At 46.8% G+C, this 18621-nt stretch carries 13 protein-coding genes; 12 read left to right on the forward strand and 1 reads right to left on the reverse strand.

Annotated features, from left to right (window positions below; genetic code table 11):
- Positions 1-100 precede the first annotated feature (100 nt).
- Positions 101-1387: a Gfo/Idh/MocA family protein gene (locus NST34_RS07610; protein ID WP_076284303.1), complete on the forward strand. Its 1287-nt coding sequence runs from the start codon at positions 101-103 to the stop codon at positions 1385-1387.
- A gap of 210 nt (positions 1388-1597) precedes the next feature.
- On the opposite strand, the gene NST34_RS07615 is transcribed toward NST34_RS07610, so the two are convergent.
- A complete protein-coding gene (locus NST34_RS07615; RefSeq protein WP_341127502.1) occupies positions 1598-2860 on the reverse strand; it encodes a TraB/GumN family protein in 1263 nt (420 codons plus the stop codon).
- A gap of 209 nt (positions 2861-3069) precedes the next feature.
- Here NST34_RS07615 and NST34_RS07620 point away from each other — a divergent pair, with 209 nt between their 5' ends.
- From NST34_RS07620 to NST34_RS07670, 11 genes are all read left to right on the forward strand, one after another.
- Positions 3070-4191, forward strand: coding sequence for a glycoside hydrolase family 88 protein (locus NST34_RS07620; RefSeq protein WP_341127503.1), 1122 nt, complete (start codon positions 3070-3072; stop codon positions 4189-4191).
- Positions 4181-6343 carry an alginate lyase family protein gene (locus tag NST34_RS07625; RefSeq protein ID WP_341127504.1) on the forward strand — a complete coding sequence of 721 codons (2163 nt, stop codon included), beginning with the start codon at positions 4181-4183 and terminating at the stop codon, positions 6341-6343. The genes NST34_RS07620 and NST34_RS07625 overlap by 11 nt, the downstream gene beginning before the upstream one ends.
- 67 nt (positions 6344-6410) lie before the next feature.
- Positions 6411-8141: a sensor histidine kinase gene (locus NST34_RS07630; protein ID WP_341127505.1), complete on the forward strand. Its 1731-nt coding sequence runs from the start codon at positions 6411-6413 to the stop codon at positions 8139-8141.
- Positions 8134-9717, forward strand: a complete 1584-nt coding sequence (locus NST34_RS07635; protein WP_042186011.1) for a response regulator transcription factor — start codon at positions 8134-8136, stop codon at positions 9715-9717. Before NST34_RS07630 ends, NST34_RS07635 begins: the two co-directional genes overlap by 8 nt.
- 169 nt (positions 9718-9886) lie before the next feature.
- On the forward strand, positions 9887-10816 hold the full coding sequence (locus tag NST34_RS07640) for a carbohydrate ABC transporter permease (protein ID WP_042125419.1): 930 nt from the start codon (positions 9887-9889) through the stop codon (positions 10814-10816).
- A gap of 15 nt (positions 10817-10831) precedes the next feature.
- The gene (locus tag NST34_RS07645; RefSeq protein ID WP_341127506.1) at positions 10832-11668 is read left to right on the forward strand and encodes a carbohydrate ABC transporter permease; all 837 of its coding nucleotides are present in this window, start codon (positions 10832-10834) and stop codon (positions 11666-11668) included.
- A 141-nt stretch (positions 11669-11809) separates the two neighbouring features.
- Positions 11810-13207: an ABC transporter substrate-binding protein gene (locus tag NST34_RS07650; protein WP_076300067.1), complete on the forward strand. Its 1398-nt coding sequence runs from the start codon at positions 11810-11812 to the stop codon at positions 13205-13207.
- 117 nt (positions 13208-13324) lie between these two features.
- Entirely contained in the window at positions 13325-14602 is a 1278-nt protein-coding gene (locus NST34_RS07655; protein WP_341127507.1) for an alpha-L-fucosidase, read from the forward strand.
- Positions 14603-14627: 25 nt separating this feature from the next.
- The gene (locus NST34_RS07660; RefSeq protein ID WP_341127508.1) at positions 14628-16460 is read left to right on the forward strand and encodes a glycoside hydrolase family 35 protein; all 1833 of its coding nucleotides are present in this window, start codon (positions 14628-14630) and stop codon (positions 16458-16460) included.
- Positions 16461-16713: 253 nt separating this feature from the next.
- Complete coding sequence (lspA, locus tag NST34_RS07665; RefSeq protein WP_341127509.1) at positions 16714-17157, forward strand: signal peptidase II; 444 nt, start codon at positions 16714-16716, stop codon at positions 17155-17157.
- A 108-nt stretch (positions 17158-17265) separates the two neighbouring features.
- Positions 17266-18621 carry an erythromycin esterase family protein gene (locus tag NST34_RS07670; RefSeq protein ID WP_341127510.1) on the forward strand — a complete coding sequence of 452 codons (1356 nt, stop codon included), beginning with the start codon at positions 17266-17268 and terminating at the stop codon, positions 18619-18621.

Genomic DNA, 18621 nt, shown 5'->3' on the forward strand with positions numbered 1-18621 from the left:
TTCGCTATTTTTGCTAATAATCGCTTAGATTTGAATGTATTTTATACTATAAACTATAAGAAGAAACGGCATCAAAATCAATAGCGATGGAGTGATCCTTGTGTCGAATAAGAAATATGTATTCGTAGGTACCGGTGGCCGAGCGGAGTTCTTCTATGGTGAGATAACTACGAATTATCGTGAAACTTCAGAAATTGTAGGCTTTTGCGATGTGAATGGGGCAAGAATGGATTATGCGAATCGATTACTGAAAGGGAAATATCAGTATCATGCGGTTCCTACTTATAAAGCACATGAGTTTGATCGTATGATTGAAGAGACTAAGCCGGATGTAGTTATCGTTACGAGTATTGACCGCACACATCACCATTATATTATCCGGGCGATGGAGCTTGGCTGTGATGTGATTTCGGAGAAACCAATGACGGTAGATGAAGAGAAATGTCAGGAAATTCTTGAAGCGATTGAGCGGACGGGGAAAAAACTGCGTGTTACGTTCAATTACCGCTATGCCCCGCACAATACCAAAATCCGTGAATTGATCATGGATGGGGCGATTGGAGAAGTGTTATCCGTTAATTTTGAGTGGCTGCTAAATACACAGCATGGGGCGGATTACTTCCGCAGATGGCATCGGGATAAACGGAACAGCGGAGGGCTGTTGGTTCATAAATCAACACATCATTTCGATTTGATGAATTTCTGGTTGGGCTCTCGTCCGGATACGGTCTATGCCATGGGAGATTTAAGGTTCTATGGCAGAGAGAATGCGGAGAAGCGCGGGGTGACAGAGTTTTATCAGCGTGCCCATGGTAGTAGTGCAGCGGAAAATGATCCCTTTGCGCTTCATCTAAAAGACAACGAGCAGCTTAAGCAAATGTATCTGGATGCCGAGCATGAAGATGGGTACCTGCGAGATCAAAGTGTATTCGGTGATAATATCAGCATTGAGGATACGATGGCAGTCATGGTCAAATACAAAAACAAGACGATTATGAACTATTCACTTAATGCTTATTTGCCTTGGGAAGGCTTCATTGTAGTATTTAATGGGACGAAGGGGCGGATGGAAGTTAAGGTTGTTGAACAGTCCTATGTAAACGCCGGGGGGAAGAAAGAAGATGAAGGGGCACTAAAGGACAAGCAAATCACTGTATTCCCTCATTTTGCGCCGCCTTATGAAGTTGAAATTGAAGAAGGCGTTGGGGGACATGGGGGTGGAGATCCGGTCATGCTCCGTGATATTTTTGAACGACCTGTGGAGGATCGGTTTAATCGTGCAGCTTCCCATGTGGATGGGGCGTTGTCTATTATGACCGGGATTGCAGCTAATCGTTCGATCGCTACTGGACTTCCGGTGAAGGTGGATCAGTTAATCAAGTGGTAGAAAGATTAGCAGTTGAAATGGGTCTTTAAAGGCGAACACTGGCGTTTCTCCAGAATCCCTCCACCCCTCCGCTCTGTCTTCACGTCAATTTACTACTATTTTTAGATTGAGCTAAAAAAGTAAAAATAAAAGGCTGCCTCAAAGTCATTGTAGATGACTAAGAGACAGCCTTATTTATTTTGACACTAGTATTTATTTTGACACTAGTATTTATTGTTTGACGACGTTAAAGCCGTCTTTTTGCAATTGAGTCACAATGCCATCATCACCCAGCATGTGTAGTGCACCAACAACGACAAGATAAGTCGCTTTTTTATCACTATTCAAATACTCTTTTATATGCTTCGCCATGTTGGCATTCCGATCCGAAACAAGACCCTTATAGTATTCTGGCTCCTTAGCGACCGCTTGTGTCATAGCTACGAGGGATTGTTCATCCCCCTGCATCCACATTTGGGATAATGCATCCAGCGAAGCCGTTGCTGCAGCATTGTCCGTTTGCTTGAGGCTATCGAGTGTATCAAGGAGAAGCTTTTCTTGCAATCCATCTGAGAATTGATTGAACATGTTCAGCTGCAATTGCATATTTTCCAATTCAATGATAGGTTTATTCAATTTGCCTGCCTTCTGTGTGAAATATAGGTCGATACCTGTATCCGGTGTATAATCTGTTGTTTGCATTTGTAGGCTTGAGATACCTTGAGTAACGACCCATGGCTTATAGGAATCGAATGCATTTCCTGCAAGACCATTCGCTTTCAGAAGCGCAACAACTTTGTTATAGGTATCAGCGGATACGTGATCCTTGAGCTTGGTCCCATCTGTATAAGAACCTTTCTCCGTAAGGAACTTTTGCATCTCCGTTTGATCAACCTTGGTTAAGTCAACCTCGACCCCAAGATACTGAGACGCTTCAAAAGCAGCTTCAATTTCTGGGCGTAGCGGGTACATTTTGTCGTTAGCCACATGGATAGAGCCAAGTAGATAGACGGTATTACCGTTGTTCTCCACTTTCCATAAGAATCCGGTACTCCCTGCAGCCTCGTTATTAGCTACAAAGGTGATGGTGCGCTGCGCCGCATTCCATTCTACCTTATAGCCGATCGTTTCACCGATAAAGCGGACAGGAACATAGGTGACATTGTTGATGGTTTTAGGAGCCACCTCTAGTTTTTTCTTCTCCCCGTTTACCGTTGCTGTGGTGCTGCCGATAGTCAGTGAGAGAGCTAGTCCATTTTTGGTCCCCGTTACGGTTTGGGTCTTTTTATTCCAATTCATATTTACATTAAGCTTCTCTAGAAGTGGACGCATAGGAACCAAGGTAGTTCCTTTTTCTACAACAGGGTTAGAATTGCCTAACTTTACTTCTGTTCCATCAATCCACACACCGACAGGCTTTTCAGCCGCATGGGCAGTGGTAAAGACAGACATAACCATGAAAATGGATAAAAATAATGCACCTAGCTTTTTCATTAATAGGACACTCCGTTTCTAAAAAAAATGAAAGTTGTAAGTCACTTTCTGATTCTAACGTATTTTTCCATAAATAGTTATACGTTTTGTTACTTCGTACAAAAGTCAAAATAATGCACATCAAAGCAAAAATCGCCCCTATTAGATCCTGTTGACTCTCCTTATCATGAAACATAAGAAACGAAGAGCCCGAAGGGAGCAAGGAACTTATGTGGAGCAATGCGATTGAAGATGCGATAGAGAAGGTACGTAAGAATATAGACCGATTCGGGGGCAGATTCCCTCATGTGAGCATGAATGGAACTTACCAGCTCAATAACAATGACGACTGGACCAATGGATTCTGGAGCGGCATGTTGTGGTTGTGCTATGAATATACGCAGGATGACAGCTTTCGTATCGCGGCATCTCATACCGTAGAGGATTTCCGCCGCCGTTTCGCGGCAAAGACGGTGCTTGATCATCACGACATCGGATTTTTGTATTCGTTATCCTCCAAGGCCCAGTGGATTATAGATAAAGACGAATCCGCGCGTCAGTTGACACTGCAGGCGGCAGACTTATTACTGAAGCGCTGGCGCACAGGCGGCGGTTATATTCAGGCTTGGGGACCTATGGGAGATACCCAGGAAGGAGGGCGCATCATTATTGATTGTCTGTTGAATCTCCCTCTTCTGTATTGGGCGGAACAACAGACCGGTGATTCCCTATATCGGCAGGTAGCGGTCATGCAGGCGGATAAAACGAAACGTTATCTGGTGCGGGGAGATGACAGCTCCTACCATACGTTTTTCTTCGACCAGAAGACCGGAGAGCCGATTGGCGGTGCTACACACCAAGGTTATACTAACGGATCGACTTGGACACGCGGGCAAGCCTGGGGCGTCTACGGTTTTGCATTATCTTACCGCTATACTAAGGATCCGTTGTATTTGGAAACATCCAAGCGGATGGCCCGCTATTTTCTGGAGCATTTGCCACAGGATCATGTCGCTTACTGGGACTTTAATGCTCCAGTGGCTGCGGATACGTACCGGGATAGCTCGGCCTCTGCAATTGTTGCGGCTGGACTACAGGAACTGCTGGAGCTAATGGAGGAGGAAGATCCCGAACGGGCTTATTTTCAGCAGGGGTTAATACAGTCGATGACTTCACTTGTGCAGAACTATTCCACGATCGGTGAAGACGCGGAGGGGCTGCTGAAGCACGGCTCTTACCATGTACGCGGCGGTCTGTCTCCGGATGATTTCATGATCTGGGGAGATTATTTCTACCTCGAAGCGTTGCTGCGGCTGCAAAAAGGCACTAGGGGGTACTGGTATGAACGCTGATTGCCGATCAACCTCTCCCTATGCTGTCTTTACGCTACTCGACCTTGAGTTACCCGCTCTAGCTTCCGTGAAGGATGCGCTCAGTCAAGTGCGGCAGGACGATGCGCTGACTGAATTACATCGGTATATGACTAGTCGGAGCACGCCGGGCTGGCAGGCAGAGGATAGACGGAAACAGCAGCATATCGACTATATACAGCAATATTGCGCAGATGAGCTGAAAGCCGTATTGAAGACAGCGGATGAAGTTGTGGAGCAGACGTTTCTCTTCCGCTTTCCCTGGGACATGGAACGCAGCCGCATTCCGGTTACCTTTGAGGAAGAAATTGACTGGGGCTATGTTCCGGACAAGGATGTAGAATGGGCTTATATGCTGAATCGCCACCGCTACTGGGTGGCATTAGGACAAGCGTATGCGATAACAGGTAATGAGGAGTATGCGAGAACATTTTGCTGTCAACTTGAAGATTGGATGGACCGTAATCCTGTTCCAGACATGCCTACGAAAGATACGTTGACTTGGCGCACCATTGAAGCAGGTCTTCGCTGTGCGAACTGGATCAAAGCGTTGTCCTATATACAGGATAGTCCGCTGCTCACACCGACGCTTCTGGCGAAAGTGATGATATCCCTTCATGAACACAGCGAATATTTAGCTTTATCGTTTACGGGCTGGAAGAATATCAGCAATTGGGGCGTTCTGGAGACTTGTGGCTTATTCCAAACCGCGCTCTACTTCCCTGAGTTCACTAGGGCAAAGATTTGGCGACAGCTAGGTGAGGAGAGATTGGGGGAGACGGCTAGAATCCAGGTCATGGCGGACGGTATCCATTGGGAGCAATCGCCTACCTATCACCATGAGGTTCTGGTATGTTTTCTCGACTGCATCCGCTTGGCTCGCATGAATGGACTGGAGCTACAGGATGAACTTCAGCAAAAAGTTCATCAAATGGCCGTCGCTTCCTTGTATTGGGCCAAACCGAATCATCGGCAGCCGATGCTCGGGGATAGCGATGACAGCGATGTCCGTTCGATTTTGACTTATGCAGGTTGGTTGTTCCAGGATTCTGTGCTCCGCTTTGGCGGATATGATCATATGGATTATGACAATGCCTGGTTGTTCGGAATGAATGGAGTTGAAGGCTACGAGCAGCTGATTGCGGAGGAACCGCCTTACTTGTCGCGCTCTTTCACACATTCCGGTCATTATATGATGCGAACGGGTTGGGACGAGCAGGACTTGTACCTATATTTCCACTGCGGACCGCTTGGTGGTGGACATGGTCACGCGGATTTGCTACATTTCGATCTGCATGCCTTTGGGCGGGATATGCTTACCGATCTGGGCAGATACAACTATAGTGATCACACACCACTTAGAAAAGCGTTAAAAGAAAGCGCTGCCCATAATACGACTACTGTTGACGGAATTGGATTCACTGAAATCACGGATACATGGTCCTTCTCCCAAATTGCGAAACCGACAGGCAGCAAATGGATCAGCAATCCGGACTTTGATTATGTTGAGGGCAGCCATGATGGCTACCGTCATTTGGATGATCCGGTACACCTGCTAAGGAGGATCATATTCATCAAGCCTTATTACTGGCTTCTGGTCGACAGCTTTAGCTGCCGTCAGGAGCATACGTTTTCCCAGCATTTTCATTTTGCACCCGGAGCGGTTCAGATGGAAGACGAGACATTCATTTGCCGTACAAAAAATGAGCAGGAAGCCAATCTTTGCATCATTCCCGTTAATGTTAAAGGACTTCAGGGCAAGATTGATGACGGGGTAATTTCCCGCGAATACAATTTGCTGGAACCTAATCAGCATGCCGTTTACGCTCGAACGGGAAAAGGAACGGTATCGATGATGCAGATGCTGTACCCGCAGCCTTCCGGTGAGCCGTTCTGTCCACTGGTTGAACAGGTGCCGATTTACCGCCATACGGGTGAACCTGTGGATGCCGTGCAGGCGGAGGCATGCCGCATCAGCTTCCCTGAAAGGAATGAGGAGCATATTATCGTGATCAGCCATGAGGTTCCATCCAGCCACTTGGATTCCTATGTAGTGGAAGGTGTACAAATATTTGGTGAAGTGGTGCTTATAGTTTTCGCAAACGGTCAAAAGAAAGTCACGGTAATCAGATAATGCATGTATACTGGATAACGGGCTGATAGAATAAAAGAAAAGAGCATGAGAGAGGCGCGGAGAAAACATGTTCAAATTCACTTACTATAGACGTATCCAGGTTTCATTTCTTTTGCTGATTTTTATTCCGCTGATTGCAGTATCGATCATCTCCTTTGTGCTTATTCGGGATACGATGGTAGAGAAGTTGCAGCTCAGCAACGATAACTTTCTGAACGTTATGATTGACGAACTAAACAAGACCATTGATGATGTGACATTTGCATCGCATTTTATTGTAAACGATACCAATTTTCGCGCCAATCTGAAGGTCTTTGCAGATACCGAGCGATTGAACACCTATCAGGATTACGTACATTTTACGCAAATTCAGGATGTGTTTTCGCTCATCAACTCTAAGCCGCTAAATAATAACATTCGCATGTATTTGGTTAACCGGAAACACTTTGTGATCTCCTCTGGGACTGAGAATTTATCCGTGATTAATGCCAACATGGACAAGCTGATGGGACGTGTCAATATTCACGAACCGGAGACCTTGCAATGGCTTGGGATGGCTGACAGCGGTTCCGGTAAAAGCAGTAGCTACTATATTGCCAGAGTAATCTATGATAGCCGGGAGAAACAGCAGGTGTCCGTGCTTCTCATCTCGATTCCCGATGCCTATTTCAACAAATTGTTCGGGCCGGTCGAGTTTGGCAAGCTGGCGTTGTTTGATTCCAGAGGAGGTCTGATCGCCGGGAACTCAGAGCTAGCCCCAGATGGCAAGGAAGCTAGAGGGAGCGTGCGTACGGCCAGAGCCATCGACAAATCCAATTGGGAGCTGGTCTATGAAGCTTCAGAGAAAGAATGGTCGGGCCAGATTTCGCGAACTTTTTATAGTGGCATTGGTTTAGTGCTTCTCTTGTTTATTGTCTTTTCGGCTACTTCCATGCTGATTGCCAAAAGATTGCATAGTCCGATCATGAAGCTGCAGCGCGTTGTGCGCCAGTTCGGGATGGGGAATCTTGATGTCAGGCTGGAGGTCAAGGGCAAGGATGAAATCGCTGAGCTAGGGCAGACATTGAATACTATGCTGGATCAACTGCAAGGATTGATTCACGACATCGAGCTGGAGCAAGAACAGAAGCGAGTGATGGAACTTGAGGCGCTGTTTATGCAGATTCGTCCCCACTTTTTGATCAACACGTTGAATTCGATCAAATGTAGCCTTATTTTGGTTAAAGATAAGCTGCACAGCGGGATCATTGATTCGCTAATGAGTCTTCTCCGTGCCTATCTGAAGGTCAATGAACCGGCTACCTTACGGGAAGAATGCAGACTGCTTGGTCATTATATCGACATCATGAAGATCCGCAACGAAATCCCTCTTGAACTGGAGGTCGATCTGGAAGCGGATACAGAGAAGCTCATCGTACCTAAACTTATTCTGCAGCCTCTCGTAGAGAATGCTATCGTTCACGGTCTAGTAGACCACCCGGCACCGCGTATTGTCGTCCGTGCGCGAACGATCCCTGATGGGATTATGATTGAAGTCGAAGACAATGGCTGCGGAGCAGGGGCAGAAATTCTGGCAGGACTGAACCGCAGATTGCTCTACAAGGACGATGAACAGGATGGAACTTATCAAAGGGTCGGTTTAATTAACGTGGTTCAAAGGCTGAGGCTGACCTATGGTCAGGATACCCGCTTGTCGCTGCATAATTTGCCGCAAGGTGGGGTGTCCGTTTCTCTGTATTTGCCGCAAGGCAATCATCAGGTTAATCTGTCGGAGAGAGAGAGGGATATTGATGTATAAAGTGATGCTCATAGATGATGATGTTCCTATGCTCAAGGTGCTTCAGCAGATGATTGACTGGGAAGCACATAGCTTGCAGATTGTCGGCAGCACCTATTCCAGTGCCAAGGCGTTATTAATGTTTGAGGAAGTACAACCTGATATCGTGATCACAGATATTGGCTTGCCGCAAAAGAACGGGATTGAGCTGGCCGATTACTTTACCCGGATGAAGCCGGAGGTCAGAATTATTTTCCTGACCTGTCATGAGGATTTCCATTATGCTCAGCAAGCGGTAAAGCTGAAGGTGGATGACTATTTAATTAAGGACCAGCTTACGGACGAGCAACTGGAGAAAAGCCTTGCCAAGTCTGTACGCTTGCTTAAATCGAAGATCGGGCTAATCAAGCATGGGGAAACGGGATACAATAGCCAGTTATTCCGGCAGAATCTGCTGCAAAGGGTGATTGGCGGCGCTCCGCCCGAAACCACGCTAGCCTATGCGACGCAAATCGGCATATCCTGGACGTATCCGTGGTTCATGCTGGGCACGGTCAGCATTCACTTTTCCAGTTTCGAGAAGAGGTACAAGCAGAGCGAGTATCCACTTATTTTATATGCCATCTACAATATAGCCCTAGAGCTGTCCGAAGCGTGTGAGGGGATTACGCCTTTTTTGGAGCAGAAGAATATTGTGATTCTGTATAATTACCGTGTGAATCTGGCGCAGAATGCCAGTCTTTATTTTCATGATTATTTACAGCGATTGTGTTCCGAGTGCTCCCATCTCCTTAAGATTCAACCGGGCATCATCGCAGTCACTGAGAAAATAGAGCTGCAGGCGATTGGACAGATTCATCGGCAAATTGTCCAGGACAAGTGCGAGTTCTATGCGAGTGCGGAATACACAGTTCTGGATACTCTGCAAATCGCTACCCCTCGCTTCCAGCCTGCTCCTCAAGGATTTCTGGATAGTTATATCCCGCAGATGGAACGGGCCGTGATTAAAAATGATCTTGAAGCCATCCGTGGCACTCTTCAGGAAATCGCTAGGACTGCAAAAGTTATGGCTATCCATCCGGGCGATTTCGTCCGGGATTTATCCTTTATGCTCCGAGGTATCGAGCTGATGTTCACTAGCCTAACATTCGATGAGGATCTGTTCGTCTATCTCGTGCAAACCCGCACACTGGAGGATACGATGGAACTGGTGGAAAGAAAGCTTGTGCAGATTACAGGCAACAAACAGCAGGTGGCGGGAACTCCCCCGCAGGAGCCCAAGCTGCAGCTTATCCAGCAATTTATCGATCAGCATCTTGGCGATAACATCACTTCAATCGATATGGCACGTTATCTCTTTCTGGACCCGAGCTATTTCTCGCGTTATTTCAAACGCATGACAGGTCTGACCTTTACGGACTATGTGCATCAGCACAAGATGAAGGTTGCGACCAAAATGCTGAAAATCTCCAGCCAGAATCTGGAATCACTAGCCGTTGGTCTGGGATATTCGGACAGAACCTATTTTTCAAAAGTATTTAAAAAGTATGTGGGAACAACGCCGAGCGAATATAAATCCAAACACTCGGTACGCTGAGAGTGCAAATCTCAACCTACCGAATAAACCCGCCGCCCATCTTGGGCGGTTTTTTTGTTGTCGAAAGACAAAGGTCAAAATCTTGCACATCTCGGGTCATAATCACTCCTTCATACGGGAGGCGGATATATTACTATAATGACAAATCAAATTGTCGAGGTGATACAACGTGGAGGCTGCAAAACAACCTGTGCCAAAAATTCTGCAGGAGAAGCGGAAGTTCTGGACTCCGCAACGGAAAGAGGCTTTGACCGGGTGGCTGTTTCTAGCTCCGGAAATTGTCGGAATGCTTTTTCTTAATGTATTTGCACTTGGATTCTCACTTTATTTAAGCTTCTCGAAATGGGATCTATTGTCGGGAGTTCAAGGGATCGAGTTTATCGGATTGGATAACTATATCAAAATGTTCCATGATCCGAGCATCATTCAAGCTTTGAAGAACAATGCTATTTATATGATTATGACCGTGCCGATACCGATTGCGATTGCTTTGGTGCTGGCGGCATTGATTCAAAATAGTGTATTTCTTAAAAATTATTTCAAAGTTGCCTTCTTTATCCCTTATATTTCTTCGATTATTGCAATTGCCGCCGTATGGAGCGCATTGTTCCATCCATCCCTTGGACCGATCAATCAGTTCTTGATGGAGCTTGGAATTTCCAGTCCTCCAAAATGGCTGGTGGATCCAAAGACCTCGCTGTTATCGATTGCCATTATCAGTTCTTGGGCGAGTCTGGGTTACACCATTATTATCTATATGGCCGGCTTGACGAATATTTCCGATGAAATCTACGAAGCCGCCGAAATAGATGGAGCCAGCGCACTGAAGAAATTCTTTGCCATTACGGTTCCGATGCTGCGTCCAACCACGTTCTTCTTGCTTATAACCATGCTGATTGGCTCGTTTAAGGTGTTCGACATCATCGCCTTTTTGACCGAAGGTGGCCCGAACAATTCTTCTACCGTGCTTGTGTTCAGGATCTATGAGGAAGGGTTCAAATACTACAACATGGGCTACGCTTCTGCAATTTCCTGGCTGCTATTCGCCGTCATAGGCTTGATCACCGCAGCTACTTGGAAAATGAGAAATGAAGAATAAAGGGGGGAGATTAACATGCAACTGATTAGAAAAAATATGTCCAGAGTGATCACTACCTGCATCATGGGGGCTTTGTCCATTGTATTTCTTATTCCTCTGATCTGGATGATTTCCGCAGCCTTTAAATATGAGAAAGATGTTATGCGCTTTCCGATCCAATGGATTCCCGAGAAGATCAATGTAGCGTATAATTTCAAGATGGTTTGGATGGGACGAGTACCTTTTTCTCATTTCTATTTAAATTCCTTTAAAGTTGCGATTATTACAACCTTAATTACACTTATCATTTCATCTATGTCGGCGTACGCCTTGACCAAAATCAAGTTCAAAGGACGAAATATGGTGTTTCTGGCGCTGCTGTCATTCATGATTATACCTGACCAGGCCACACTGATTCCGCGCTTTCTGCTGATTCGCTGGTTCGGTCTTTATGATACTCATGCTGCAATTATTTTAATGAGTATGTTCTCCATCTACTTCACGTTCCTGCTGCGGCAATTTATGATTGGTGTCAGCGACGAATACATTGAAGCGGCGCGAATTGACGGTGCAGGCCATTTACGGATATTCTGGTCTATCATTGTTCCGCTCTGCAAGCCGGTGCTCGCTACGGTGGCGATCATCAAATTTATCTGGACCTGGAATGATTACCAGAATCCGCTGATCTTCTTACTAAATAAGAATTTGTACACTATCCCACTCGGTATGACACTGTTCCGGGACGATTATTCGAACAACTATGCGATTATGATGACGGCAGCTGTTTCGGCGATCATCCCGCTCGTCATCGTGTTCATTGCCCTGCAAAAGCAAGTCATTAACGGAATCTCCCTTGGCGGCGTAAAGGGCTGACCTGCGGGTGTACGATAGATAGTAAAAGTCAAAAATGTGATCCTACAACAGCAAAATTGTGCACTTGGCCAGTAAAGCGGATGCCTATAATAAGAAATGAACAAGGCACTATACTTAAAATTCAGTGCGGGGGGAAGTAAAATGAAAACAAAGAGCAAGAAAAGATTATCCGTTGTACTGGGCTCCATGCTGGCGGTTTCCTTAACGCTAAGCGCCTGTGGAAATTCCGGAAACTCGGAAAAGAACGGGAATGCTGAAGCTAGCACGAATGCCGGGAACACCAAGGTGGATAAGCAAGTCGCCATCAAGTATTATAACTGGGATAATGAAGCCCAGTCGGCTGGTACCGATGCTATGCTGCAGGAATTTATGGATCAGAACCCAGGCATCAAAGTAGAGCATGTGACACTCGTTCCCGGTGATTCTGTGGAGATGCTGAAGAAACTCGACTTCCTGATATCTTCCGGTGAAGCGATTGATGTTGTTCAGGTGCCAAGCTTGGGAGGCGTGCTTGAACGGGCGACTCGGGGAGCGCTTGCCCCGCTGAATGAATTCTATGAGAAAGATAACCTCGTTCCTGAGGATGAATATTATGTGAATGCTAAGGTCGACAACAACTATTATGGGTTGCAATATACGAAGAGCAGCAACTACGTGATGCTGAATAAAGATGCACTGGACGAAGCGGGTCTGCCTGTACCTACTTTTGGCTGGACATGGGATGACTACCGCGACTATGCCAAAAAACTGACCAAAGGCGAAGGCGTGGACAAACGTTACGGCACATATTTCCACACCTGGGAATTGTACATGAACGCTCCAGCTCAAACGATGATGAAAGACCCGTTCGTATATGATGACGGGACGACGATCTTCGCGGATCCGACTTATAAGTATTTCTTCCAGCTGCGTAAAGATATGGAGTCTGCTGATAAATCTGCGAAATCTTATGCAGATGCTCTTGCCGCTAAGCTTAACTATCGTACCGAATTCTTCAATGAAGAAGCTGCTATGATCTTGGCTGGCAACTGGACGATTGCTGATCCAGGTAACACCGAGCAGTATCCGCATGAATTCAAGACAGCCTTTGCTCCGGTACCGGTGCCTCCTGCAGGATCGGAACCGAAAGACTATGAAGGCAAATACTTCACCAGCGGCAACATGCTGGCGATGGGCGCAACTTCAAAGAACAAAGAGGCTTCCTTCAAATTGATGAGATTTATGTCGACGGCTGTTAGTGATAACAGACTGGAATTCTCCGGATATAAAAAAGCTGACAATGAGACCTTGCTGACTAAATTGGTCGCTGGCAAAGAAGATATGTATGATATGGATTCACTCAAATACACACTTTTCGATAAAGAAATTCAGTTCCTTGACGGTGCGCAGGTGATGACGACGGCAACTTCCGAATTGACCAAAATTATCGATGACGGCTTCAGCAGATTCATGCTTGGAAATGAATCGATTGATAAGGTGCAGCAATGGATGGTTGATGAAGCAACGAAAATTATCAACGAAAAAGGTGTCATCAAGTAAATAGGCAATAAGCGAGGTATCCCAAGTTGGGGACGGGGCTTTGGAAGGTCATCAACCGGCTTTCCAAAGCCCTTATTTATACATTGGGCTTACACAAATATACGGGAGAGTATAAAAATGATGGAAAGCATTTCTTCAAAGAACAAGTCCGAAGAGCAAGTACCTTTGCCTTCTAAGGAACAGATGGAGTGGCAGGATCTGGAGCTGGGGATGTTCTGCCATTTTGGAATGAACACGTTTTGCGATCAGGAGTGGGGAGAAGGTAGCGATTCACCTACGGTCTTTAACCCAGTTCAACTGGATGCCCGCCAATGGGTTAGTGCAGCTAAAGAAGCTGGATTCCGTTATTTTATACTGACCGCTAAGCATCATGACGGCTTCTGCCTGTGGCCGACTGCAACGAGTACTTATTCTGTTGCCTCCAGCCCATGGAAAGAAGGGCGAGGCGATGTTGTCAAGGAGTGCGAGGAGGCTTGCCGTGAATTTGGACTAGGCTTCGGCATTTATTTGTCTCCATGGGACAGACATGAGCCATGTTATGCGGATCCGCAAGCGTATGATGATTTCTATTGTCTGCAATTGCAGGAGCTACTTACGGGCTATGGCCCACTTACGGAGATTTGGTTCGACGGTGCAGGATCTGAGGGCCGTAATTACGATTGGCGGCGAATTATGGATCTGATCAAACAATATCAGCCAAGTGCTATGGTGTTTAATATGGGGGCACCAACGATTCGCTGGGTTGGCAATGAGGATGGCCTTGCTCCTTATCCATGCTGGAACACTGCGGATTCCGCTCGGGGTAGCATGTTCAGTGAAGCTTCATTGAACTGGCTTCCCGGAACACCGAGCTGGGTGCCTGCGGAATGCGATGTGCCCATCCGTAAAGACCGCTGGTTCTGGCATCCTCAGGAAGAGCATCTGCTGCTGTCTCTGGAGCAGCTAATGGATATTTATTATCGTTCGGTCGGACATGGGGCGACTTTGCTGCTCAATGTGGCCCCTGACAACCGCGGGCTGCTTCCGGAGGCCGATGTGCAGCGACTGCTGGAATTTGGCAAGGAAATAGGGCGTAGATTCGGCAAGGCACTAGCCGTAACGGCAGGCACTGGAGATCTTATTGAGCTGGAATTGCCTGCTGCAGCTACTGTGATTGACCACGCTGAGATAATGGAAGACATCGCTTATGGCGAGAGAGTGAGCGAATATGTACTGGAAGCATTCAGTGACGGAGCGTGGATGGAGTTGAAACGTGGCAGCGCGATTGGCCATAAGAAAATCGACGCCTTCCCTCCGATTTGCACAGAAAAAATACGACTGCGGGTGCTCTTAACTACTGCAAGCCCCAAGATCAGACGGCTTGCCGTCTTTCACAGCGGGGAATCGTTAGAATAGATGTAAAAAAAGGAGGTTGTAGAGTATGAGCCTACTCACTTGGAACGACGGACACTATTTGCTGGACGGACAGCCTTACCGGATCGTATCGGGAGCTATTCATTATTTTCGGGTTGTGCCTGAATACTGGAAAGACCGGCTACTGAAATTGAAAGCCTGCGGATTCAATACCGTGGAGACCTATATCGCCTGGAATATGCATGAGCCCAAGGAAGGGGAGTTCGTATTTGATGGCATGGCCGATGTGGTCTCTTTTATTGAACTGGCCGGAGAGCTTGGGCTTCATGTTATTGTCAGACCGAGTCCATTCATCTGTGCGGAATGGGAATTCGGTGGTCTGCCGGCCTGGCTGCTGGCTTACAGTGAACTTCAGCTTCGCTGCTGTGATCCTCTTTATTTAAGCAAGGTGGACCGGTATTACGATGAGCTGATTCCTCGGCTGGTTCCGCTACTGTCCACACATGGCGGGCCGATTCTGGCCGTCCAGGTAGAGAACGAATATGGCAGCTATGGCAATGACAATAGTTACCTGAGATATATGCGTAATGGACTTCTCAGCAGAGGGGTCGATGTATTGCTCTTTACCTCCGACGGACCAACCGATGAAATGTTGCTCGGCGGAACACTGGAAGATGTGCATGCTACAGTTAATTTTGGCTCCTGTGCAGACGAATCCTTCCGCAAATACCGGGAGTACCGATCTGAAGAGCCGCTGATGGTGATGGAATATTGGAACGGCTGGTTCGATCATTGGATGGAGGATCATCATGTACGCGATGCCGAAGATGTAGCTGGCGTTCTCGATGATATCCTGACGCACGGCTCCTCACTCAATATGTACATGTTCCACGGCGGGACCAATTTTGGCTTCTATAATGGGGCGAATCATATCGTCGCCTACGAGCCGACGACTACAAGCTATGATTATGATGCCCCGCTCACGGAATGGGGAGATACGACGGCGAAATTTGAAGCTGTTCGGTCGGCACTGGGCAAACATGGATTTGCACCGACTTGTCCGCTCCCTGAGCCGATTCCGAAGATCTCCTATGGGAAAGTTGCCTTGATGGAAAGAGCGGAACTATTCACAGCTTCCAATTTGGAGAAGTTATCCGAGCCGGTGAACAGTGTGTGTGTGCAGCCGATGGAAAAGCTGGGACAATCCTATGGTTTTATATTGTACAGCACTTATGTGCAGGGACCACGGTCCAGGCAGAAGCTTTACATCGAAGGTGTGCGTGATCGGGCGCAGGTTTTCCTGGATGGACAGGTACTTGGGGTCATTGAACGCTGGAATCCGCAGCCACTTGAACTTTCCATTCCTGCCGGAGGAGCGCAGCTGGATATTCTCGTCGAGAATATGGGTCGGATTAATTATGGGCCGCTCATTCGTGATCCGAAAGGAATTCTGGACGGGGTTCGAATCGATAACCAGCTGCAATATAACTGGACGATCCGTACACTTCCGTTAGAACCGGGAACGCTGGCTTCACTTGAGTACAAGGAGCAGACGGTGGAGAAGCAAGAAGCTGCGGCACTTTCGGGTTTGCCCGGATTCTACCGGGGCTGCTTTGAGGCGGAGAAAATTGGCGATACTTTTCTACGGTTCGATGGATGGAATAAAGGGGTTGCCTGGATCAACGGATTTAATCTGGGCCGCTACTGGAACGCAGGACCGCAAAGGGCCCTATATATCCCCGGTCCATTGCTGCGCAAAGGTCGTAATGAACTGGTTCTTTTGGAACTGCACGGCTGTGCGGAGACTTGCGAAATTGAGCTTGTAAATTGCCCTGATCTGGGAAGAACTTCGGCCGTCGATGATGCCGTGCTGAATTTTGTGCAGGAAGATAACTTGTAGACATTTTTAGCGTTGCCGTCATAGAAATCATTCCCCTATCCTCTCAGCCATTAGACACAAGAAACCTGCGTTTTCTTTCATTATTTTACAAAAAAATGAAGACGAGCAGTCAATATAAGGATACCTGAAAGGCACTCCTTCGGGCGTGCCTTTATTTTTCGATGCCACATGGTTTTGTAGTATGATGAGCACAAGGGAGTTACATGGTTGTTCATAGGCTGAGAAGAAAGTGGGTGTCGCTATGTGGTTTTGTATGATCGCGATGGTCGTGATCTTGATCGATCAGGTCTCGAAAATTTGGATTCGGATGAAACTGGATATCGGAGATAGCTTGTTCTTAGGACGATGGGAGATTACACATTATGAGAATAGCGGGATGGCATTCAGTTTATTCCAAGGTTATGCGTGGTTATTCGGGGTGATCGCCATCTTGTTCGTCATCGGTGTGTTCTATTATCGCAGCATGGGTGCCTGGAAAGGCCGATTGGCGGATATGATCGCTGGTTTCTTGGTCGGCGGTGCGGTTGGCAACGGGATTGATCGACTGATGTTCGGGCAGGTCACGGATTTTATCATGTCTCGATCGGGGAGAGGCATTCTCAATTTAGCGGATTATGCGATCAACATCGGGATGATCATGCTCGTCTTAAATATGGCAGTGAGATTCGTGAAGAAGCGGTTCTGGCACGCGCATTGAGGAATTATTCTCTTATCTTTATAGATTCCTTAGAAGTTCCTGTTACGATGTCTCTGCATGGTAAGAGAACGACGTAATAACAGATTTCGAAGGAGGAGAACATTCAACATGCAAGCAACGAAACGATTAACAGGTATCATTTCCCTGGGCCTAGCATTTTCACTATTACTATCGCCAGTGAGCGCCTCGGCGACCGCGCAGAAAATTACGGGGTCGAAGGAGAATATTCAAGAGATTAAATCTTTGACGTCATCGGACTATAAAGATTTAGCGTTTCTGAAGCCGATCTTGAAAGATAAGACGGTCATTAGCCTTGGCGAGAACTTTCACCGTGTCGCAGAATACAGCAGCATGAAGACAAGGTTGATCAAATATTTACACGAAGAGCTGGATTTTGACGTGATTGCATTTGAATCGGGCCTTGGGGATTCATTCATGACGTACGATAATGCAGGAACATGGACATCGCAACAAATGATGGAACGTTCAATTTTTCCCATCTGGCATTCCAAGGAGACTCTGAATTTATTCGATTACATCAAGAAGAAGCAAGGGACGAACGATCCCTTATATCTAGCAGGTTATGACATGCAGTTCACATCAGGGTACTTAACGCAATTTATTGCCGGTTGGATTGCCAAGGTAGACAAGGATCAGGGCGAGAATTATTTCAACTTCGAAATGCAAGCGATGACGGATTTCTATAAGGTGCTCAACCAATATGGCATGGACGATAGTCATCCGGAGGGAAAAGCAGAAATCAAGAAGGTGAAGAATGCGTACGAACCGAAATACAAGGCGTTGATCCAATTCATCCAAGAGAACAAAGAACAACTTGCAGCCGCCTACCCTGCGAACCCGCGGATGGTGGATATCGCTGTCAAGACGTTGGAGGATCGGGTCAAATTCATCGAGATGGGGATGTACGATACGAAGGAAAGCTATGAATTCCGTGATCGAATCATGGCTGACAATGTGGAGTGGTTAATGAAGGTGATGTATCCCGGCAAGAAAGTGATTTTATGGGCGCATAACGATCATCTGGCGAAGAATACGTCCAAAATCGAAACGAAAGAACAAGGGAAATGGATTAACAGCTTTACAAGTATGGGAGAATTGCTACATAAGAAGCTAAAGGATAAGGTCTACGTGTTGGGTCTGTACATGAACAGCGGTAAGGCGAGCACGATTACGACACAGAAGATCTTCGATATTCAGCCGATGCCGAAGGGGAGTCTGGAACAACTGATGATGCAGAGCGGTTATAAGATTGCGTTTGCGGATCTATCCAAGCACAAGTCTCCGAACAAAAATAATGCTTGGATGTTCAAACCGATCTATGCAGCCGAGGATGGCATGACGTCCGAGATCATTATGCCGATGTCGATGCGATTCATTCCAAAAGAGCAATATGACGGGATCATCGTCTTCGATAAAGTCAAAGAACCGACAACGAAGCTCTAA

Origin of the sequence: Paenibacillus sp. FSL H7-0714 (assembly GCF_038003765.1) — a bacterium.
Taxonomy (GTDB): domain Bacteria; phylum Bacillota; class Bacilli; order Paenibacillales; family Paenibacillaceae; genus Paenibacillus_AQ.